Below are 19,849 nucleotides of genomic sequence, written 5' to 3'. Positions count from 1 at the left end.
CTTCGCTGGCATACTCGGGGCACATGAGGACCGGACCTGCGCGCACCCGCCGTCGATCGATGCCCGCGCTCCTGACCGGGACCGTCGCCACCCTCGTCTTGCTGACCGGGTGCGGGGCGACCCCCGTCACGCCCGACGATCTCCTGGAGGCGCAGGGCGACCTGACGTCGGGCGTCGCGTTCGTGTCCTCGATCGGGCGCTCCGCGATCGATCTGACGGTCGAGCCCGGCGCGCTCGCGGACGGGGCGGACGCACCGAGCGCTGCGCCGCTCACCGTGGCGGTCACGTGCGAGGGCGACGGCGACGCGCACGTCGCCGTCGACGGTGTCCCCCTCGGGACGGTCTCGTGCGGGTTCCGGCGCGGTGACACGGGGTACGTCGCGCTGACGACCGGGGACGAGATGGACCTGCGCCTCGGCCATGGCGTCACCGTCGAGGCGAACACGGGGGCGGCCGTGGCGATGTCGGTGCTGGTCGAGCAGGCGGGCTGACAGGGGTGCCGTCGCTGCGCACCGCGGCCGCGTACGACGGGCGGCGCCCCTGTCGGATTGGCGAGGTCCACGACGAACCGACGACCGAAGACCTCGCGTGGATGCAGGCCCGAGACGTCGACGGACTCTCGATCGGGCCCCCGCGAGGTACGCGCCGGGTCTTTCCGCTGAACTGGGTGGAGGCCTCGGACCGCTGCGGTACCTGGAGATCGTGAGCCCTCGGCCCGTCGGGGCGGTCCCGGCGAGCATCGTCGGCGGGCTCGAGATCCTTTACGTGCAGGGGCGACTCCACGCAGAGCTCGACCTGGCTCGGGCGCAACGACTGCGCAGCCTCACGCTCGCACAGGACCAGGTAGAGGCCCTGTCGTCCGCGCCGGTGCTCGAGCACTGTGGTCTGGAAAGTGCGACGAGGTTCTCGTCAAGCATCTTCGAGGGGTGCGCCACGCTGCGGAGCGCGTTCGTCACCGCCGACAATCGGGCGGCCAACCCCGGCTGGGACTTCTCGGCCCAGGGTGAGTTCCCTCTGGAAAGGCTCACCCTGATGGACGGAGGGGCCCGTAGCCTCGACGGTATCGCAGCCCTGCCGAGGCTCCGCGGGCTCACCATCCTCCCGCGGGAGGACGCGGGGCTCGAGCAGCACCTCGACCTGAGGCCCCTGGCTGCGTGCTCGAGGCTGCGGCGACTCGTCCTTCACCGGAGCGGCACCCTGGACAACGCCCATGTCTTGGACGAGCTGACGGATCTCGAGACGGTGAAGGTCCGGCGAGGAGCCGTGGACCGCACCGTCGAGGACCGGGCGTGGCTCAGGGTGCTGTGACGCGGGTCCGGGCCATCGAGATGCGGCTGACGGGGGTCGTCTCGCCGGAAGACCCCCCAATGGCCGCATCTCGATCGGCCGGACGCGGCCCACCCCGCTTGGCCCCGATCTCCAGGCCCTGCCGTGCGCACCGTCCAGGAACACGGCCCCGGCGCCCCCCTTCCCAGTGGGAGGCCGGCGTCTCGAGCGAGCCCGCGAGGCCGAGCACGAGGTTGTGGTCGCTCTGGGCGCCAGAACGGCCACAACCTCGTGCTCGGCAGCCAACCGCAGGCCGTGACCGTCAGGCGAGCGGCTTGCGCATGCTGAAGTTCGTCAGCGAGACCCCGCGGAGCACGGGTTGGCGCTCCTCGACCACGACGAACCCGTGCTTCTCGAAGAAGGGGCGGGCCGTGAGGCTCGCGTACGTCGTGAGCTCGACGGCGCCGTGCTCGCGGGCCATGCGCGTCACGTGGTCGAGCAGCGCCGAGGCGACGCCGCGGCGGGTCACCCTGGGGTCGACGAACATCATGTCGACGTACCCGCGGTCGTCGACGTCGCTGAACCCGAGGACCTCGTCGCCCTCGACCGCGACGACAGTGTCGGTCTGCAGGCGCTTGACCGCCCAGACGTCGAGCGAGATGTCGTCCGAGCCCCAGGCCGCGATCTGCTCGGGCGAGTAGTCCTTGCTCGCCGTGACACGCACCGCGCGCAGGAACACGCGGAGCGTCGCTTCCGCGTCGGACTCGTCGTAGGCGCGCAGGATCATGGCGTCGAGCCTAGCCCGCAGACGCGCCCGGTCGTGCGCGGTCCGCACCCGCCGACAGCGACCACACCATGCTCACGGTGAGTGCAGTGAGGACGGAGTACATGATCAGGGCGATCCACGAGGCAGCGGACGCGTCGCCCCGGCTCGGTACCCAGACCTCGGCGTCCGGGCCCTGCGTGAGCAGCACGACGAGGGCGTAGACGGCCGCGACGCCCGAGGCGAGCACGAAGGGGCTCATGGCAGCCAGCCAGAGGAGTCGTCGGCGGGTCATGGGTGTCCTGCATCTCGCTCTCGGTGGGGGAAGCTCCGGCGGGCCTCGCTCCGTGCGGGGCGGTCGCCGGCGGGGTGCCGGTCGACCCTATCGCCGACAGGCCCCGTGTCGACCTCCAGGCTCCGCAGAGTCCGGGGATCGAGACGCGTCGCGATCCCCGACGGGCTCGGTGCACGTCGCGGGCCGTCACGCGGGAGGTCAGGGCGCAGGGGGTTCAGGACCCCTCACGACCTGGATCGCTCCCTGGGCGTGCTCGCGTGCCTGCGCGAGCGTCGGGGCTCCCTGGAGTCCGAGCAGCCGTCGCCGGTGGGGTTCGCCGAGGAGGAGCGTGTACAGGGCCTCTGCCCGGGACCGAGCGACCCTGCTGGCCGAGCCGTCGCCGAGCGGTCCGGCCAGCGCCGCGGCGAGCGCTTCGATCGACCCGGCCGGCCCCCGGGCGTAGAACGTCGCGGCGAGGTCGGGGAACTGGGGTGCCTCGGCGATGACGAGCCGGTGCAGCGTGACGGCCTGGTCGCTGTGCAGCGTGTGGACGATCCGGGTCGCGAGCGCCTCCAGGTCCTCGCCGCCGGGCTGGGCCTCGCGCTCGTGCGCGTGCAGGCTCTCGACCGCTGCGACGAAGAGCCCGGCCTTGTCCGTGAACTGCTGGTAGATCGTCCGCTTGGTCACGCCGGCCTCCTTCGCGACGGCCTCGATCGTCGTGGCGTCGAACCCGCGAGCGCCGAAGAGCCGCGTCGCGACGTCGAGCAGCTCGGCGCGGCGGGCTGCCTGCTCGCCCTTGCGTGGGCGCCCAGGGCCGCGCGTCGCGGGAGGTCTCGTCGATCCGTCGTCCGTCGTCGTCATGCGTTAATGATACGGTCACGTTTCATTTATCGCACGCAAGGAGAACGCCGGTGGTTGGACACAGAGTGCTGCACGTCGCCTTCAGCGACGACTGGGAGGCCTGCGAGCGCTTCGGCGAGTACAACGTCGCCACGCGCAACACGTTGTACGAGGTCGCGGGGTTCGTGCATGCGAGCACCCTGTCCGGCCTGCCGTCGGTCCTGCACGGCCCGTACGCCGACGCCTCGATCCCGCTGGTCCTGGCCGTGATCGACGAGGACTCCCTCGCGGACGAGGGCATCGAGGTCGCGTGGGTACCGGCCGAGGGAGCCGGCGCGCCGGTCCCGCGGATCCTCGGTGCCTTCCCGATGGATGGTCGGACGGTCCCGGCGGTCATCGAGCTCGGACGCGCCGACGGGAGGTGGGTGGTCCCGGACCTCTCGGGCTTCTCCGTCCGTCCGTAGCAGGGACGCGGACGAGGGGTGTGCGCCGAGCGGGATCGGCTCCCGCTCAGCGCGCACCGTTCTCGCTCAGCCGACCTCGCTCGTCAGCACTGCTCCCGGCCCGGCACCTCCTGGCCTGGCCCGGCCCCGTTCTTCCGCGCCTCAGCGCACGACGCAGCCCTCACGCCAACGGGTCCACGGGCACGACGACGCAGATCTGGAACGTGTCCCGGCCGCGCCGCAGCAGGTAGCGAAAGCTCTCGGTGTCGGCCTCGCCCGCCCACTCGTCGCGGTAGCTCCAGCGCACGTCGACCCACACGAGGCCGGCGCTCGTGGTCCCCAGGGACCGGATCTGCGCGACCGCGCCGACGAGCCCGCGTTCGCGGTAGCTCTCTGCCGCACCGCGGAACGACTCGCGCACGGTCTCGGCGTCGCTGATGAGGACCGAGGCCTCGTCGGTCACGACCAGCGCAGGGAACGCGTACGTCTCCGCGATCGTGTCGAGGTCGCCGGCCGCGAGCGCCACGCCGTACGAGTTGAGGAAGGCCTGGACGTCGTCGTGGTCGTAGGCGGTCGCGTCGCTGGTGGGGGTCGTCATCCCCTCACGGTAGGCGTGGCGGGCTCGCCCGGCACGAGATGGGCGGGCCCCTCGAGTCCCGCGGTGATCGCGGCGAGCAGCGCGACAGGCCCGACGAGCCCGTCCGACGCCTCGGTCGCTGCCGTCCCGGCGACCTGCGCCAGGAAGTGCGCGAGGACCGGCTCGAGATAGTCCGGCCCGACCTCCAGCTCGCCCTCGACGGACCCGCCCGTCGTGGTCACCACCGCGTGGAACGGTTGCGCGGGGTGCAGGGCCGGGTCCACGAACCGCAGGCGCACGACGACGTCGCGCCCGTCCGCGGTCGCCCTCACGGTCGCGGTCACGCCGTCCTCGTCCCGCCCGACGGCGGGTTCCCCCCACGCAAGGCCGGCGTCGCCGCCCAGCAGGGCGCGGGCCGTCTCGACGAGGTGGATGCCCAGGAAGAACAAGCCGTCGTGCGCCGACCCGGGGTCGGCGGGGCCGGTGACCGTCAGGTCCGTGACCTCCCCGAGCCCGGCCGCCTCGGCGCGCAGCCGCGCGACGCCGGGCACGAAGCGCAGGGCCGAGCACGAGAACAGCACCGCCCCGCTCGCGCGTGCCGCGGCCACGAGCTCCTCGGCGTCCGCGACCGAGGCGGTGAACGGCTTGTCGACCAGCACGGGCAGCCCCGCCCGGACGAAGGGCAGGGCCGCCGTGCGGTGGAGCCGGCCCGCGCGGTGGGCGACGATCACGGCATCGACCGACGTGACGTCGTCGGGCCCACCGGACCGCACCCGTGCGCCCGCCGCCGTGCTCGCCGCGGCGAGCTCCGCGACGCGCCCGGGCGAGCCGTCCGCGAGGACGGTCACCCGGACCCCCGGGAAGCGCTGCTCGACGTTCAGCAGGCGCACGTAGTGGTCGGCGTGCGAGGAGTCGAGCCCGACGAGTGCGACACGGACGTTCTGGGTCATCCGGTCATTCTCGCGGACGGTCGGCGCCCGGTCACCCGCCCCTGCGCCCTGGAGACCTCACCACGCCTGCGCGATGAGCTCGGCGAACAGCTCGCCCTCGTCGACGTCGAGCCCGCGCGAGCGGAACCACGCGCACATGGTCCGGCAGTCGCGCATCAGGAGGTCGGTGCCGTGCGGGTTCGCGACGAGGTCGAGCACCTGCGGCAGGTCGATGATGACGATCCGCTCGCCCTGGGCCAGGACGTTGTACGGCGAGAGGTCGCCGTGCGCGTACCCGTGGGCCGCCAGGACGCCCATCGCGCCGCGGAGCTGGTCCCAGTAGGCCTCGAGCGTGCCGACGTCGGGCCGGACGCGCGCCAGACGCGGGGCCGCGACCCGGCTCGCGGGCGAACCGTCGGCCTGGCCCGTGCTCGCGTGCTCCCCGACGAACTCCATGAGGATCTCGGTCCCGTCGATCTGGACCGGGTACGGGACGGGGGCCCCGGCGGACCACAGCATCGACAGCGCCGCGAACTCGGCGTTGGCCCACTGGGCGGCCGCGGCCTCGCGTCCGTACGAGGACTTGCGCTCGATCGCGCGACGGTCGCGCGATCGCCGGACCTGACGTCCCTCGACGTACGCGGAGTCGCGGTGGAAGGCGCGGTGCTCGGAGCTGCGGTACCGCTTGGCCGCGAGCAGCGAGAACTGGCCGGGCTCGTCGGGCACGGCCCGCTCGAGCAGGAAGACGTCGGCCTCCTTGCCCGTCTTGAGGACGCCGAGCTCGGTGTCGATCGCGGCGTCGGCGATCACGACCCACTCGGGGCGGGGGTCGGGGCCGCGCATGCCCTTCTCGACGCTCGACCACGTGGACCAGCGCTGGTCGGGGTCGAGGTCCGGGTCGAGGTCGGGCGCGTCGTCCTGGGCCACGTCGCCCGGGAAGGGGCGGCCGCGTGAGGCGTCGTCGAAGTTGTCGTGGAAGGCGGCGAAGGCCTCCGCTCCGAACGCGCCGGCGAAGCGGGGGAGTGCGGGAAGATCGGTGTGCTCGTGCACGGTGGGGCTCCTCGGGTGAGGTGAGGAGCCGGGCGTCAGAGGCCGGGGCTCCTCGGGAAGGTGGAGGCGTGGGGAACGACGACGACGGTCATCACGTCACCTCCTCCTTCTCGCGGCCCGGGGGCCTCGCGCTCGCGCCGGACCTTCTCCGGCGGACGTGCCTACCCTCGCACCCGGTGGCGAGGGCAGGCAACGGTATTTCCGCTCAGCCGCCGAACGACTGCACGAGCAGCGTGTACGTGCCGCTCGTGTCGAAACCCATCTGGGTCAGCAGGGACCACACGACGCCGACCACGGCGTACGCGCTGACGGGGATCAGCAGGAGCCACTCGCGCACCGACCCGGCGTTCCCGAGGACCGGGAGCGCGAAGTTCCCGCCCGGACGCCAGATGTCGTTGAGCACGTTGGTGCGCCGCACCCAGCGAGGGGCCTTGAACGTGATGGGCCACAGCAGCGGGCACCCGCCCGTGGTCATGACGTCGCCGATGATGTGGACCGTGACGCCGAGCCCGACCGCGACCGGGAGCCAGTTCCACTCCTCGGGGGCGAGCAGCGCGATGAGGACCGCGATCGTGACCGACCCGATCCATGGACCGAGCCTGCCCCCGCGCGTGAGCTTGAGCGCCTTGAGCGCGAACGCCACGAGCAGGATCGCCACGAACCCCGCGCCGATCGCGACGGTCCCGAACGTGTCCGACTCGATCGTCACGAGCCCCGCGAGCCAGGCGAGGCCCGTGAAGACCGCGATCCCGAGGATCGAGTGCGTGCCGCGGCGGTGGCCGCCCGAGATGGTCTCGACGACGTTCGCGACGCCCTCGGACACGGGCGGCAGCGAGTGCGCGATGGTCCCGGAGTGGTGGTCCGCGTCGGGCAGCAGGGCAGCACCGGCGCACACGATCGCGCCGGTGATGACGCCCACGTCCGAGACGGGGTAGATCCCGAGCGTGTACGGGGCGGTCGAGGTGACCGCCACCCATGCGGCCGCGCCGCAGGCGGCGTGGTGGCCACCCATCATGATGCGTTCGTCCCGTCAGTCGTGTTCGTCCCGCACGAGCGGTTCGCGCGGTCTGTCCCACGCGACAGCACACCCTACCCGGCAGGCACCCACACCCGACCTCACGTCCTGTCAGACCCTGGCGTCTACAGTGCATGGGACACACCGACACCAGGCCTGCACGCACGCACCGGACCGGAGGCACACCGTTGTCGCATCTGCTGGAACGCCCGGAGCCGTCCGAACCCGCTCGCCCGGGGCGGACCGTGCGCCACGCGGTCTTCGGCTCGCCCGTGGGCGACCTCACGGCGATCGGGGGCGCGGACGGGCTCCGGGCCCTGTACTTCGACGCCCACAAGCGTCGCCCCACGGGCGAGACGTTCGGCGAGCGCGACGACGACGCGTTCGAGGAGGTCCGCGTCCAGGTCGGCGAGTACTTCGCCGGCACGCGACGCGCGTTCGACCTCGAGCTCGCCCCGGTCGGCGACGGCTTCCAGAAGAAGGTCTGGGCGCTGCTCGCCCAGATCCCCTACGGCGAGACCCGTTCCTACGGGGACCTCGCGCTCGCGCTCGGCGACAGGAACCTGGCCCGCGCGGTCGGGTCGGCCAACGGCCAGAACCCGCTGAGCATCGTCGTGCCCTGCCACCGGGTCATCGGCGCCGACGGCAGCCTGACCGGGTACGCGGGCGGGATCGAGCGCAAGCAGTTCCTGCTCGCCCTCGAGGAGTCCGACGAGACCCGAGCCAGCCGGCTGTTCTGATGGCCTCTCGCGTCCTGCGGCACAGGTCACCTCACGTCCTGGGCGTGCGGTGCGTCTACCGGACGTGAAGCCCTTCGAACGCGTCGTCGCCGAGCACGGCGCCACGGTCCTGCGCGTGTGCCGTGCGGTCCTCGGCCCCGTGGACGCCGACGACGCCTGGTCCGAGACCTTCCTGTCCGCCCTCACGGCCTACCCGCGCCTCGACGAGGGGGCCAACGTCGAGGCCTGGCTCGTGACGATCGCGCACCGCAAGGCGATCGACGTCACCCGGCGGCGCGCCCGCGCACCCATCGCGGTGCCCGACGTCACCGACCTGCTCCACGAGCCCAGCCGCGACGGGATCCCCGGGCGACGCATCGACCAGGGCGACGACGACCTGTGGCGGGCGCTCGCGGCCCTGCCGCCCAAGCAGCGGCAGGCCGTGGCCTACCACCACGTCGCCGGCCTGCCGTACCAGGAGGTCGCGTCGATCCTCGGGGGCAGCGCGGACGCCGCACGTCGCGCCGCCTCGGACGGCATGGCGACGCTGCGGCGCACGTATCCGGCCGCCCGCTCCTCGTCACCCGCCCCCTCGCCCGCCCGCACCTCGAAGGGAAGTGCCTCATGAGCGACACCTCGCCCCGTCCGACCGACCTGCTCGCCTCCCTCGGGAGGGACCTCGACCGCGGCGTCGCGCCCGACGACGACTCCCGGGCCGCGCTCTCGCGGCTGCACGACCGCCTCGCGGCGGACGCAGCGTCGTCGGGCCTGCTCGACGTCGCCTACCGCACGCTCGACACGCCCGTGGGCACGCTCCTGCTCGCCGCGACCGACCAGGGCGTGGTGCGCATCGCGTTCGACGTCGAGGGGCACGACGCCGTGCTCGACCGCATCGCCCGCACCGTGAGCCCGCGCGTCCTGCGCGCCCCCGGGCGCCTGGACCGGCTCGCGACCGAGATCGACGAGTACTTCGCGGGCGAGCGCCGCGCGTTCGACCTCCCGCTCGACCTGAGCATGGCCTCGGGTCCCTTCCGGCGCGAGGTGCTGACCCACCTGCGCGACATCGGCTACGGGCGCACCGCGTCCTACGCCCAGGTCGCGGTCGCCGCGGGCAGCCCGCGCGCCGTGCGGGCCGTGGGCACGGCGTGCGCCAAGAACCCGCTGCCGCTCGTGGTCCCGTGCCACCGGGTCGTGCGCTCGGACGGCACGAGCGGCAGCTATGCGGGGGGCGCGGAGGCCAAGCGCCTGCTGCTCGCCCTGGAGAGCGCGGCGTGACCCCCCTGCCCGACGGCGTCACGACGGCCCCGCAGGCCGGCGCGCCCGGGGACAGGGCAGGGTCCTGGACGCGCCACGTCCCCGTGGTCCGGCCCTTCGACGCGACCTCGGCGCTCGCGACGCTCGTCGCGCACGCCGTGCCCGGCGTCGACCGCGTCGACGCCGGACGCGGCGAGGTGACCCGGCTCGTCGAGACGGGCTCGGGAACCGTGGCCACGACCGTGCGGCTGACGCCCGACACGCTCGAGGTGCGCGGGGACGGCGGGGACCCGGACGCGGTCCGCGCGCTGGTCGCCCGGTGGTTCGACGCCGACGCCGACCTCGCGACCGTGCACACCGTCCTGGGCGCCGACCCGGTGCTCGCGCCCCTGCTCGCCGAGCGGCCGGGACTGCGCGTCGTCGGGCACCCGTCCGGGTTCGAGGCCGCGGTCACGACCGTCCTGGGCCAGCAGGTCTCGCTCGCGGCGTGCCGGACCTTCGCAGGGCGGCTCGCGGGAGCCTACGGCCGTGAGGGCGACGTCGCGGGCGCAGACGGTCTGCGCCTGTTCCCCGACCCGGACACGCTCGCCGGCGCGCAGGCCGCGGAGCTGCAGTCCGCCGTCGGGATCACGGGCGCCCGGACCCGCACGCTGCTCGCGCTCGCCGCGGCGTGCGCGGACGGGCTCGTGCTCGGGCCCCACGTCGCGGACGACCCCGCGGCGCTCGCGGACACCCGCGCGCGGCTGCTCGCCCTGCCGGGGGTGGGGCCGTGGACCGTCGACTACCTCTCGGTCAAGGTCCTGGGGGACCGCGACGGGTTCGTCCCGGGGGACCTCGTGCTCCGCAAGGCGCTCGGCGGGATCGACGCACGTGCGGCCGCGCGGACGGCCGAGGCCTGGGCGCCCGTCCGGGCCTACGCGCTGTTCCACCTCTGGACGCACACGGCCTACTGACGCCTCGCGACCGGAGCCATACTGGAGGAAGCCTCGGCTCTCGGGAGGGACGCATCATGAGCACCACGACGCACACCGCACCGGACCTCGACGCGCGGGACCAGGACCCGGCGGACGACGACGTGCGCCGTCGGACGCCTGACGGGGGAGCGGCCGGACCCGAGACGACGAGCGGCGCGGACGACGACGTGCGCGACCAGATCGAGGCCGGGGTCCTGTTCGCCAACGGGCGGCTCGCCGGACGCCGGTTCGCCTCCCTCGCGGAGGCCCAGGCCTGGGCGCACCCCGAGCTCGGCGACCAGGTCGTCGAGTTCAACCCGGTCTGCGACTGCTCGGTCTGACCCGGCTCGTCGGTCGCCGGCCCTCCGGGAGGAGCGGCGACCGGCGCGCGTGGGTGGCGTGCGCAAGACTGCACCCCGCGGGCCGACCGGCCCGGCACGAGGGTGCGAGCACGCACACGCGAAGGGCATGCAGATGAGCGACACCGACCTGACCGCGCTGGCCGAGAGCCTGCGCGCCGCCGCCGGCGCCTACTACGACACCGACGAGCTCAGGATGTCGGACGCCGAGTACGACTCGGGCATCGAGCAGCTGCGCATCGCCGTGGCCGCGGACCCCTCGCTCGCGGGGCAGTTCGCCGACCTGCTCGACGCCGTGGCAGCGGGCCAGTCCGCGGGAGGCGACGTCGAGCACCCCACGATGATGGGTTCGCTCGACAAGGCACCCACGCTCGACGCGCTCGACGCCCTGGTGCTCGCGATCGACGGCCCGGTCGTCGTCGAGCCCAAGCTCGACGGGCTCGCGATCCGGGCGCTCTACCGCGCCGGACGCCTCGACCTGGTCGCCACGCGCGGTGACGGACGCACCGGCGAGGACGTGACCGAGCGGGTCCGACGGCTCGAGATCGACGGGCTGCCCGCGCGGCTCGTGGGAGCGGACCTCTCGGTCGAGGTGCGGGGCGAGGTGTTCATGGCCGACGCCCGGTTCCCCGCGGCGCAGGAGGCCCGCGCAGGGCTGGGAGGGGCGCCGTTCGTCAACCCGCGCAACGCCGCCGCCGGCATCCTGCGCAAGGGGGACGCGGCCTACGCGGGGCTCCTGACGTTCGCGGCGTACGACGTGGTGCCCGTGGACGGCTCCCCGGCGACCGTCGCAGACCCGTCGTACAGCGCCCGGCTCACGGTGGTCGAGCAGGCCGGGATCGGCACCGCCCGCGCGCTGGCCCCGTGGCTCGCGGGAGGCGAGCCCGTGGCCCTGACCGGGGAGCCGGGCACGGTCGCGGTGCGCTCGGCCGTGGCCGCGCTCGCCGAGCGGCGCCCGGACCTCGGGTTCCCCATCGACGGGATCGTCGTCAAGGCGGACCTCGACGCCGACCGCGCACGGCTCGGCTCCGGGTCGCGCACCCCGCGGTGGTCGGTCGCGTACAAGTACGAGGCCGAGACCGCCGTGACCCGGGTCGTGGCGATCACGACCGGGGTCGGTCGCACGGGGCGTCTCGCGATCCGCGTCGAGGTCGAGCCCGTGTTCGTGGGCGGCACGACCATCACGTTCGCGACCGGGCACAACGCGACCTGGATGCTCGAGAAGGACGTGCGGGTCGGCGACACCGTGGTCGTCAAGCGCGCCAACGATGTGATCCCGTACATCGAGTCCGTGGTCCTGGACGAGCGTCCGGCCGACTCGACGCCCTGGACCCCGCCCGCGACCGACCCGAACGGCGGCGAGTGGGACAAGAGCACGCTGCTGTGGCGCTCGACCGACCCGAGCCTGTCGGTCGGCGCGACGATCCGGTACGCCGTGAGCCGTGACGCCCTGGACATCGAGGGCATCGGCACGGAGATCGTCGAGTCGCTCGTGGAGCAGGGCCTGGTCGCGGATGTGGCGGACCTCTTCTCGCTCGACGTCGAGACCCTCACGTCGCTGCCGCTCGGCGAGGGCCGCATGCTGGGCGCCAAGAACGCCGTCAAGATCGCCGCGGAGATCGAGCGGGCCAAGGGGGCGGCCTGGAACCGGGTCATCACGGCGCTGGGCATCCGCATGACCGGGCGGACCATGGGACGCCGCCTCGCGGCGGCCATCCCCACGCTCGACCTGCTGCGCGCCGCGACCGCCCTGGACCTGGCGGCCGTGGACGGGGTCGGACCCATCCGGGCCGCAGCGATCCGTGAGGGGCTCGACGACCTCGAAGCCCGAGGGGTCCTCGGACGACTGGCGGCCGCGGGGGTCCACACGGGCACTGCGCCGGACCCGGAGGACACGGTGGTCCTGCCGCTCGCGGGCATGACCGTCGTGGTGTCGGGCGCCGTCCCCGGCTACTCGCGGACCACGGTCGCCGAGCTCGTCGAGGCCAACGGCGGCAAGGCGTCCTCGTCGGTGTCGTCCGCGACGAGCCTGCTCGTCTCGGAGCCCTCGACCTCGAGCAAGTACGTCAAGGCCACGGACCTCGGGGTGCGCATCGTGACGCCCGCGGAGTTCCTGGAGATGGTGGGTTAGCGCTCGCCCGGCCCGTTCCCGCCCTGCGCCCTAGGGTGGGAACGTGACCCGCCAGAGCGCACCCGACGCGGTCGGCCCCGTGATCCCGGCCACCGGCCCGGCGCCGCGGCGCCGCGTGAGCCACCGGCTCGTCGAGCTCGGGGACGGCTTCTTCTTCGTCTTCGCGGGCCTCGCGTCGGTGTGGCTCGCGTGGCTCGTGCTGAGCGAGTCGATCCACATCGGCTGGTTCACGGTCCTCTACGTCGTCGCGGTGTGGCTCGTGATCGCGTACCTGGCCCTGCCACGCCTGCACCGCATCCTCACGACGCTCTACGTGCCCGAGTACTTCATCGGTCGCACCCGGACCGCGAACGGCCTGCTGGGCGACCCCGTCAACCTTGCCCTGCTGGGCGAGGAGGGCCAGGTGCGTGCCGCGATGGAGGCCGCGGGGTGGACGGTCGCGGACGACGTCACGCTGGCCTCGAGCGGGCGGATCGTCGCGGCGACCCTGAGCAGGCGCAGCTACGACCAGGCTCCCGTGAGCCCGTTGTTCCTGTTCGGGCGTCAGCAGGACTTCGCGTACCAGCAGGAGGTCGAGGGCAACCCGTCGCGACGGCACCACATCCGGTTCTGGCGGTGCCCGCCCGACTGGCCGCTGCCCGGGGGACGTCGTGTCGACTGGCTCGCGGCCGGGACCTACGACCGGTCCGTGGGCTTCTCGCTCTTCACGCTCCAGGTCACGCACAAGATCGAGGCGGACACGGACCAGGAGCGCGACCACGTCGTGGCCACGCTCGAGGGAGCCGACGTCGGCGTCGAGGTCGAGGTCATCGAGGACTTCTCGACGGGCTATCACGCGCGCAACGGCGGCGGTGACGCGATCAGGACCGACGGCGACCTTCCCGTGGTCGACGTCCGGGCGGTGGCGGCGCCTGCCGAACGAGTCGCGGACCGCGCCGCGCAGAAGCCTCGCCGCCCGGCCGCCACGACGGCCGGCGCGCTGCTCGTCGTGCTGGGCGTCGTCGCGGACATGATCTGGCTCGCGAACCTCGCGCTGCACTGGGACCAGACGCTGAGGTCGTTGTTCCTGGGCGGCGACGTGACGCAGCAGGACCTCGACGAGGCGTCGGGCCCCCTGCTGGTCGTGGTCGTGGTGCTCCTCTCGCTCGTCGCCCTGTTCCAGCTCTTCCTGGCCTGGCGGGTCTTCAAGGGTCGGACCTGGGCACGCGCCCTGGTCATGGTGCTGGCCGCGATCAGCACCACGTCATCGTTCGTGGGGTGGGCGGTGTCGGGGGACCAGATCACGCTCCGCACCACGCTGTTGACCGTGGCGCTGGACATCCTGGTGCTGCTCACGCTCTCGAGCAGGGACGCCGCGGCCTACACGCGGGACGAGCGGACGGAACGGCGGCTCCGGCGAGAACGCCGGCGCGCGCCCGTGGTGCCCGCCGTCGGGTGACGGTCCCGGCTCGTGCCAGTGCCGTGCCGCTGGCGTGTCGCTGGCGTGCCGCTGGCGTGTCGCGAGGCGATCGGCCGTGCTCGACGAAGGACGCGTGGATATCGTGGCCCGATGGCAGAGGTCAAGCAGTTCCAGGTCACCTTCGACTGTGCGGATCCCGAGCGCGTCGCCCGCTTCTGGTGCGAGGTGCTGGGCTACGTGGTCCCGCCGCCACCCGAGGGGTTCGCCACCTGGGAGGACTTCGCCGGCTCTCTGCCGCCCGCGGACCGAGGGGCCGCGTTCGTCTGCCAGGACCCCACGGGCGTGGGGCCGCGTCTCTACTTCCAACGCGTCCCCGAGGGCAAGGTCGTCAAGAACCGCGTGCACCTCGACGTGCGGGTCGGCACCGGGCTCGTGGGCGCCGAGCGCCTCGCGGCGCTCGAGGCCGAGTGTGCGCGGCTGGTCGCGCTCGGCGCGACCCGCGTGCGCCTGCTGCCGGCCGACGAGGACGAGGAGTCCTGCATCGTGATGCAGGACGTCGAGGGCAACGAGTTCTGTCTCGACTGAGCCGCGGCTCAGAGGCGACCCGTGCCCTGTTGACCCGGCGAGTCGGTGCCGCGTCCGGCGATAGCCGCTCTAGTCGAAGTTCGGGTCGCCGTTGACGTTGAACGTCTCGGCGACCCACGGGAACACCCACGTGAACAGCACGAGCACCACGGCCGCGACCAGGATCAGCGACTGGACGACCTTGGCGAAGCGGTTGCCCGGCAGGTGCCGGAAGATCCACCCGTACATCACTGCACTCCTGGGTCGTTGAGGACTTGCTCGGGCATGCCGTCGGCACGGTCCATCCAGCCGACGAACTTCGCGTAGGTGATCCAGCGGTGGGAGTTGCCGAACTCTCCCAGGGTGGGGGAGTGGCACGTCGTGAGGGTCAGGAGCCGCTCGGTGGGCTCGACGCCGGGCTGGTTCGGTACGGGGGCGATGACGTCGACCTGGCTCGGGAGCACGATCTCGTGGCCCGTGACCTCGTACACGTACCAGGTGGTCGCGGTCTCGACGATGACCTGGTCGCCCTCGACGAGCTCGTTGACGAAGCGGAACGAGTTGCCGTACGTACGCCTGTGCCCGGCGAGCGCGAAGTTGCCGACCTCGCCGACCTGCTGGGTCTGCGTGTAGTGACCGGCGACGGCCTTGTTGAGCAGCGCGGTCGTGGTGCCCTGGACGATCGGCATGGTGTTGTCGGTCTTGCCGTACCAGGCAGGGACGACGAGGGCACCGATGGTCTCGCCCTCGGCCGCGGCCTCCGGGACGGGCGGTGCGTCGGTGCGCAGCTCGCCCGCGACCTGCGGGGCCTCGGGAAGGGTCTCCTGGAACTGGGTCATGATGGTCTGCGCGGCCTGGTTCGACTGGACCGTGGTCCACCACAGCTGCCATACGACGAACAGGCCGAAGATCACGCCGAGGGTGATCAGCAGCTCGCCCAGCACCCCGAAGGCCGCAGAGACGGCCCCGCCGCCGGAACGGCCGTGCGTTCGGTTGCTGGTGTGCCTCACAAGCCCTCTTCTCCGGTCGAGACCGCGGCGCGGATCGAGTCCACAGCCTAGTCGGTCCGGGCGGGCGGGGGCCCGTGCGCGGAGGGTGGAAAGGCCCGTCTCCGCAGGTGAAAGACCGGGGCAGGGGAGGCGGGTGCAGAACAGCGGAGCGGGCCCAGGTTTCCCTGGACCCGCTCCGCTGTTCGCTGTCTCAACGAGTGTCCGGAGGGGGACTTGAACCCCCACGCCCGATAAAGGGCACTAGCACCTCAAGCTAGCGCGTCTGCCATTCCGCCACCCGGACNGCCGTGGCGGAGAACGACGAGTGGGACGATGGCAACACCCCCCCCAGGTTTCCCTGGACCCGCTCCGCTGTTCGCTGTCTCAACGAGTGTCCGGAGGGGGACTTGAACCCCCACGCCCGATAAAGGGCACTAGCACCTCAAGCTAGCGCGTCTGCCATTCCGCCACCCGGACGGGTGTCTTGCTGTGTCCTGCTGCCGGTGCTTCCACCGGGTCCCGCACAACGAAGCGGACCGAGGTTTCCCTGGTCCGCTTCGCGGTTCGCTGTCTCAACGAGTGTCCGGAGGGGGACTTGAACCCCCACGCCCGATAAAGGGCACTAGCACCTCAAGCTAGCGCGTCTGCCATTCCGCCACCCGGACNCTGTCTCAACGAGTGTCCGGAGGGGGACTTGAACCCCCACGCCCGATAAAGGGCACTAGCACCTCAAGCTAGCGCGTCTGCCATTCCGCCACCCGGACAGGTGTCAGGTCCCGGCGTTCCCGCCGGGGGCCTTGCGGGGAAAAACATAACACGTTTCGGGCACCAAGCGTGCATCGGGTCCGTGGGGCAGACTGGGGAGCGGCCCTGGTCCCCGCGCACCGGTCGGTGCAGGTCAGGGCTGGTTTCACCAACCGGATCGTCAGTGGGATGGGGTGCTCGTGGCCGAGGACAAGGACGCACGACAGGACGGCGCCTCGTCGTCGAGCGTGGGGAGCGGGGGTGATCGTCCTTCGGCCTCGGTCAAGCACCTGGCCGGCGCCAGTCCCGCAGCGCGAAAGGTCGCGGGTGCGCGGCGGAACCCGTCGGTCGTCGGCTACGACGACACCGTCCCGGCCTGGCTGCGCACGAGCGCGGGGTGGTCCTGGCGGCTCCTGCTGCTGATCGCGGGCATCGGCGTGATCTTCTACGCGACCGCGCAGGTGCAGATCGTGTTCATCGCGGTCTTCCTGGCCCTGGTCATCACCTCGGTCCTGCGCCCGGTGACCGACTGGTACGCGAAGATCATGCCGCGCGGGCTTGCCACCGCTCTCGCGCTGCTCTCGGCGTTCCTGGTGCTGGGGGGCCTGCTGACCTACGTCATCACCTCGGTCGCGGGACAGTGGGACAAGCTGGCCGGCCAGTTCAACAGCGGCATCGAGAAGATCTTCGACTTCCTGGAGAACGGGCCGCTGCCCGTCACGATCACGTCCGCCGACATCGAGACCTGGATCGAGAACGCCCGCACGTGGATCACCGAGCACGGCGGCGACATCGCGAGCCAGGCCGCGGCGAGCGCGGGCTCGGTGTTCGAGGCCTTCGCGGTCCTCGCGCTCGCGATCTTCTGCACCATCTTCTTCCTGGCCCGGGGCAAGGACATGTGGACCTGGTTCCTCAACCAGCTCCCCGCGCGGTCGCGCGAGACGTGGACCGTGGCCGGCGGGGCGGGCTGGTACACGTTCTCGGGATATGCCCGGGGGACGGTCATCATCGCGCTCGCGGACGGGATCCTCGCCGCGATCGTGCTCGTCGTGCTGGGGGTACCCCTCGCGGCGCCGCTCGCTGTCCTGGTGTTCATCGGCGCGTTCATCCCGCTCATCGGTGCGCCCGCAGCGATGGTCGTCGCCATGGTGGTCGCGCTGGCGGCCAACGGCGTCGTCAACGCGGCCCTCGTGGGTATCTTCATCGCGCTCATCGGGCAGTTCGAGGGCCACATCCTCCAGCCGCTGGTCATGGGCAAGCAGGTCTCGCTGCACCCCGTCGTGGTCGCGCTCGCGGTCACGTCGGGAACGTTCATCGCGGGCATCCTGGGCGCCGTGGTCTCGGTCCCTCTCGTCGCGGTCGCCTGGGCGGTCTTCAGCAAGCTGCGCCGCAAGGACCCGCCCATGGAGGACGAGATCCCCACGGCCAAGGAGATCGCCCTGTCCGGGCGTGAGCGCTCCTCGAACGGAGGGGGCGCCAACGACAAGGAGGCGACGGCCGACGCCTGAGGTGCGCGCCGTCGTCGGGCAGCGACCAGGAAGCCCAGCCCGACGACGCAGCCCACCCCGTGCGGACAGCCCGCCTACTTGAGGCGGAGCCCCGCCCGCACCCGCTCGACCGTCCGGTCGATGCGCGACACCCGCGTCGCGGGGCGCTTGGCGTCCTCGACCCACGCCGCGTACTCGCGCTGGTGCGAGTACGACATCGCCCGGAACGCGTCGAGCACGCCGCCGGCCGCGAGGGCGGCCTCGACGTCGGGGGCCAGGGCGACCACGCGGGGCGCGTCGTCGAGCTCGAGGCGCACGTGCACGGTGTCGCCCGGCCCCTTGCCGATCTGCTCCTGGACCGCCTTGAGGACGCCCAGCAGGTGCGGCCCGCCGTACGTGACCAGCGAGCCGCGGTACGGGACGCCGTCGATCGTCGTCGCGACCGGGACCCGCCCCCTGGTCCCGAACAGCTCCGAGACGTCGCCCGGGAACGCGACGAACGACCCCGCGCCGCGCTCGGAGGACCGGGTGATGACGGCGTCGAACTCGAGCAGGCCGGGGTTCGTCCAGGTGGGCACGCTCCGACGCTAGCCCCGCCGTGCGGCCACGGCACCCGGACTTGTCGTCCAAATCAGTCGCCGCCGTTCGCGGCGACCTGCCACAGTTCTCGCCATGAGCACGAACACCCGGGCGACCGCGAAGAACGCGGCGACCCGCCTGACCACGACCCTCTGGAGCTGGGCCTCGATCCTCGACGCCGGCGCCCGCGAGCAGGCCGAGCGCACCTCGACCATGCCGTTCGTCTACCCGCACCTGGCCCTCATGCCCGACGCCCACCTGGGCCTGGGCGCGACCGTCGGCTCGGTCATCCCCACGCTGCGCTCGATCATCCCCGCCGCGGTCGGCGTCGACATCGGCTGCGGCATGGTCGCGGTCCGGACCCAGTACACGGCCGGCGACGTCGCCGGGCCAGCGCTGCGCGACCTGCGGCTCGCGATCGAGAAGGCCGTGCCCACGAGCGCCGGCTCCTACAACCAGCGCCTGACCGAGACGGCCGAGGCGCGCGTGGCCGAGCTCGAGGCGCTCGCGGACAAGGCCGGCTTCGACCCTGCACGGTACGCAGGGAGCTGGCGCCTGCAGCTCGGGTCGCTGGGGTCCGGGAACCACTTCATCGAGGTCAGCCTCGACGAGGAGGACCGGGTCTGGTTCTTCCTGCACTCGGGGTCGCGCGGGGTCGGCAACAAGATCGCGCAGCACCACATCGCGGTCGCGCGCGAGCTCATGACCCGGTACTGGATCGACCTGCCGGACAAGGACCTCGCGTACCTCGCCGAGGGCACCGACGAGTTCTGGGCGTACATCCGCGAGCTGCGGTGGGCCCAGCACTTCGCGCTGCTCAACCGTGAGGAGATGATGGACCGCGTCGTGGCCGCGTTCGACGCCTGGTCGGGGCTCGCCCCGGTCGAGGAGGCCGAGCGCATCAACTGCCACCACAACTTCACCGAGCGCGAGCACCACTTCCACAAGGACGTGTGGGTCTCCCGCAAGGGGGCCATCCGCGCCCGCGAGGGGGACCCGGGGCTCATCCCGGGGTCCATGGGCACCGCGTCGTACGTCGTCGTGGGCAAGGGGAACCCGCTCGCGCTCGACTCCGCGCCGCACGGCGCGGGACGGGAGTACTCGCGGAGCAAGGCGCGCAAGACCTTCACGCACGAGCAGCTGCGCGAGGCCATGGCGGGCATCGAGTACCGCGACACCGACGCGTTCATCGACGAGATCCCGGCGGCGTACAAGTCGATCGACCGGGTCATGCAGGACGCGGCGGACCTCGTCGAGGTGCGTCACACGCTGCGGCAGATCGTCAACGTCAAGGGCGACTGACCGGCTCACGGGTCGTCGCGCACCGGGGCGTCCTCGCCAGGGGCCAGGCTGGGGCCGTCCCCAGCCCGGCCCGACGGCGGAGCGCACCTTCCCCGCGATGGTGCGCTCCGCCGTCGGGCAGGCAGGGGACGGCGGGACGCGGTGCCGCACGCGCTGCCACGCCCCGAGCCCTTGGCGCTCGGGCGCTCGGCGCGCGTGATCGGCCGGCACGC

Annotated in this window: 23 protein-coding genes and 4 tRNA genes; 13 read left to right on the top strand and 14 right to left on the bottom strand. The window is 72.6% G+C overall.

The window, feature by feature from the left end; translation table 11 throughout:
* Positions 1 to 23: 23 nt before the first annotated feature.
* Positions 24 to 491 carry a hypothetical protein gene (locus ASE27_RS05160; RefSeq protein ID WP_157257388.1) on the top strand — a complete coding sequence of 156 codons (468 nt, stop codon included), beginning with the start codon at positions 24 to 26 and terminating at the stop codon, positions 489 to 491.
* A gap of 211 nt (positions 492 to 702) precedes the next feature.
* Complete coding sequence (locus tag ASE27_RS05155; protein WP_056647002.1) at positions 703 to 1,308, top strand: hypothetical protein; 606 nt, start codon at positions 703 to 705, stop codon at positions 1,306 to 1,308.
* Positions 1,309 to 1,588: 280 nt separating this feature from the next.
* On the opposite strand, the gene ASE27_RS05150 is transcribed toward ASE27_RS05155, so the two are convergent.
* From ASE27_RS05150 to ASE27_RS05140, 3 genes are all read right to left on the bottom strand, one after another.
* Complete coding sequence (locus tag ASE27_RS05150; protein ID WP_056646999.1) at positions 1,589 to 2,053, bottom strand: GNAT family N-acetyltransferase; 465 nt, start codon at positions 2,051 to 2,053, stop codon at positions 1,589 to 1,591.
* A 10-nt stretch (positions 2,054 to 2,063) separates the two neighbouring features.
* Complete coding sequence (locus tag ASE27_RS05145) at positions 2,064 to 2,324, bottom strand: hypothetical protein (RefSeq protein WP_157257387.1); 261 nt, start codon at positions 2,322 to 2,324, stop codon at positions 2,064 to 2,066.
* Positions 2,325 to 2,522: 198 nt separating this feature from the next.
* Complete coding sequence (locus tag ASE27_RS05140; RefSeq protein ID WP_056646991.1) at positions 2,523 to 3,164, bottom strand: TetR/AcrR family transcriptional regulator; 642 nt, start codon at positions 3,162 to 3,164, stop codon at positions 2,523 to 2,525.
* 50 nt (positions 3,165 to 3,214) lie between these two features.
* Here ASE27_RS05140 and ASE27_RS05135 point away from each other — a divergent pair, with 50 nt between their 5' ends.
* A complete protein-coding gene (locus tag ASE27_RS05135) occupies positions 3,215 to 3,607 on the top strand; it encodes a DUF952 domain-containing protein (RefSeq protein WP_082608566.1) in 393 nt (130 codons plus the stop codon).
* 160 nt (positions 3,608 to 3,767) lie between these two features.
* Here ASE27_RS05135 and ASE27_RS05130 read toward each other — a convergent pair whose 3' ends face one another.
* The 4 genes from ASE27_RS05130 to ASE27_RS05115 form a co-directional block, all read right to left on the bottom strand.
* Positions 3,768 to 4,184 carry a hypothetical protein gene (locus ASE27_RS05130; protein ID WP_056646986.1) on the bottom strand — a complete coding sequence of 139 codons (417 nt, stop codon included), beginning with the start codon at positions 4,182 to 4,184 and terminating at the stop codon, positions 3,768 to 3,770.
* Entirely contained in the window at positions 4,181 to 5,113 is a 933-nt protein-coding gene (locus ASE27_RS05125; protein WP_056646983.1) for a Gfo/Idh/MocA family protein, read from the bottom strand. The genes ASE27_RS05130 and ASE27_RS05125 overlap by 4 nt, the downstream gene beginning before the upstream one ends.
* A 57-nt stretch (positions 5,114 to 5,170) precedes the next feature.
* Positions 5,171 to 6,142 carry a serine protein kinase RIO gene (locus ASE27_RS05120; RefSeq protein WP_235535362.1) on the bottom strand — a complete coding sequence of 324 codons (972 nt, stop codon included), beginning with the start codon at positions 6,140 to 6,142 and terminating at the stop codon, positions 5,171 to 5,173.
* Between the two features lie 205 nt (positions 6,143 to 6,347).
* Positions 6,348 to 7,157, bottom strand: coding sequence for a metal-dependent hydrolase (locus ASE27_RS05115; protein WP_056646980.1), 810 nt, complete (start codon positions 7,155 to 7,157; stop codon positions 6,348 to 6,350).
* 245 nt (positions 7,158 to 7,402) lie between these two features.
* Here ASE27_RS05115 and ASE27_RS05110 point away from each other — a divergent pair, with 245 nt between their 5' ends.
* From ASE27_RS05110 to ASE27_RS05075, 8 genes are all read left to right on the top strand, one after another.
* On the top strand, positions 7,403 to 7,897 hold the full coding sequence (locus ASE27_RS05110) for a methylated-DNA--[protein]-cysteine S-methyltransferase (RefSeq protein ID WP_056646977.1): 495 nt from the start codon (positions 7,403 to 7,405) through the stop codon (positions 7,895 to 7,897).
* A 64-nt stretch (positions 7,898 to 7,961) separates the two neighbouring features.
* Positions 7,962 to 8,504, top strand: coding sequence for an RNA polymerase sigma factor (locus ASE27_RS05105; protein ID WP_056646975.1), 543 nt, complete (start codon positions 7,962 to 7,964; stop codon positions 8,502 to 8,504).
* Positions 8,501 to 9,151, top strand: coding sequence for a methylated-DNA--[protein]-cysteine S-methyltransferase (locus ASE27_RS05100; RefSeq protein ID WP_082608564.1), 651 nt, complete (start codon positions 8,501 to 8,503; stop codon positions 9,149 to 9,151). Before ASE27_RS05105 ends, ASE27_RS05100 begins: the two co-directional genes overlap by 4 nt.
* Positions 9,148 to 10,083 carry a DNA-3-methyladenine glycosylase gene (locus ASE27_RS05095; protein WP_235535361.1) on the top strand — a complete coding sequence of 312 codons (936 nt, stop codon included), beginning with the start codon at positions 9,148 to 9,150 and terminating at the stop codon, positions 10,081 to 10,083. The genes ASE27_RS05100 and ASE27_RS05095 overlap by 4 nt, the downstream gene beginning before the upstream one ends.
* A 56-nt stretch (positions 10,084 to 10,139) precedes the next feature.
* Positions 10,140 to 10,424, top strand: coding sequence for a hypothetical protein (locus tag ASE27_RS05090; protein WP_056646973.1), 285 nt, complete (start codon positions 10,140 to 10,142; stop codon positions 10,422 to 10,424).
* Between the two features lie 133 nt (positions 10,425 to 10,557).
* A complete protein-coding gene (gene ligA / locus ASE27_RS05085) occupies positions 10,558 to 12,573 on the top strand; it encodes an NAD-dependent DNA ligase LigA (RefSeq protein WP_162259217.1) in 2,016 nt (671 codons plus the stop codon).
* 43 nt (positions 12,574 to 12,616) lie between these two features.
* Positions 12,617 to 14,011, top strand: coding sequence for an LssY C-terminal domain-containing protein (locus ASE27_RS05080; protein WP_235535360.1), 1,395 nt, complete (start codon positions 12,617 to 12,619; stop codon positions 14,009 to 14,011).
* A 111-nt stretch (positions 14,012 to 14,122) separates the two neighbouring features.
* The gene (locus ASE27_RS05075; RefSeq protein WP_056646968.1) at positions 14,123 to 14,557 is read left to right on the top strand and encodes a VOC family protein; all 435 of its coding nucleotides are present in this window, start codon (positions 14,123 to 14,125) and stop codon (positions 14,555 to 14,557) included.
* 69 nt (positions 14,558 to 14,626) lie between these two features.
* Here ASE27_RS05075 and ASE27_RS20560 read toward each other — a convergent pair whose 3' ends face one another.
* From ASE27_RS20560 to ASE27_RS05050, 6 genes are all read right to left on the bottom strand, one after another.
* A complete protein-coding gene (locus tag ASE27_RS20560; RefSeq protein ID WP_169834197.1) occupies positions 14,627 to 14,785 on the bottom strand; it encodes a hypothetical protein in 159 nt (52 codons plus the stop codon).
* The gene (locus ASE27_RS05070; protein ID WP_056646967.1) at positions 14,785 to 15,546 is read right to left on the bottom strand and encodes a class E sortase; all 762 of its coding nucleotides are present in this window, start codon (positions 15,544 to 15,546) and stop codon (positions 14,785 to 14,787) included. The genes ASE27_RS20560 and ASE27_RS05070 overlap by 1 nt, the downstream gene beginning before the upstream one ends.
* Before the next feature lie 198 nt (positions 15,547 to 15,744).
* Positions 15,745 to 15,829 (bottom strand) — tRNA-Leu (locus ASE27_RS05065).
* 88 nt (positions 15,830 to 15,917) lie between these two features.
* A tRNA-Leu gene (locus ASE27_RS05060) sits at positions 15,918 to 16,002 on the bottom strand.
* 103 nt (positions 16,003 to 16,105) lie between these two features.
* Positions 16,106 to 16,190, bottom strand: a tRNA-Leu gene (locus tag ASE27_RS05055).
* 14 nt (positions 16,191 to 16,204) lie between these two features.
* Positions 16,205 to 16,289, bottom strand: a tRNA-Leu gene (locus ASE27_RS05050).
* 270 nt (positions 16,290 to 16,559) lie between these two features.
* Between ASE27_RS05050 and ASE27_RS05045 the strand changes: the two genes are divergently transcribed.
* Complete coding sequence (locus ASE27_RS05045; RefSeq protein ID WP_082608580.1) at positions 16,560 to 17,777, top strand: AI-2E family transporter; 1,218 nt, start codon at positions 16,560 to 16,562, stop codon at positions 17,775 to 17,777.
* A gap of 74 nt (positions 17,778 to 17,851) precedes the next feature.
* On the opposite strand, the gene ASE27_RS05040 is transcribed toward ASE27_RS05045, so the two are convergent.
* On the bottom strand, positions 17,852 to 18,334 hold the full coding sequence (locus ASE27_RS05040; protein ID WP_157257385.1) for a YdeI/OmpD-associated family protein: 483 nt from the start codon (positions 18,332 to 18,334) through the stop codon (positions 17,852 to 17,854).
* Between the two features lie 94 nt (positions 18,335 to 18,428).
* Here ASE27_RS05040 and ASE27_RS05035 point away from each other — a divergent pair, with 94 nt between their 5' ends.
* Positions 18,429 to 19,637: an RtcB family protein gene (locus ASE27_RS05035; RefSeq protein WP_056646963.1), complete on the top strand. Its 1,209-nt coding sequence runs from the start codon at positions 18,429 to 18,431 to the stop codon at positions 19,635 to 19,637.
* Positions 19,638 to 19,849 lie beyond the last annotated feature (212 nt).

This window comes from Oerskovia sp. Root918 (assembly GCF_001428945.1).
GTDB lineage: Bacteria > Actinomycetota > Actinomycetes > Actinomycetales > Cellulomonadaceae > Oerskovia > Oerskovia enterophila.
Note: the sequence above shows the minus strand (reverse complement) of the source record. Positions and strands in the feature narration are given on the sequence as shown.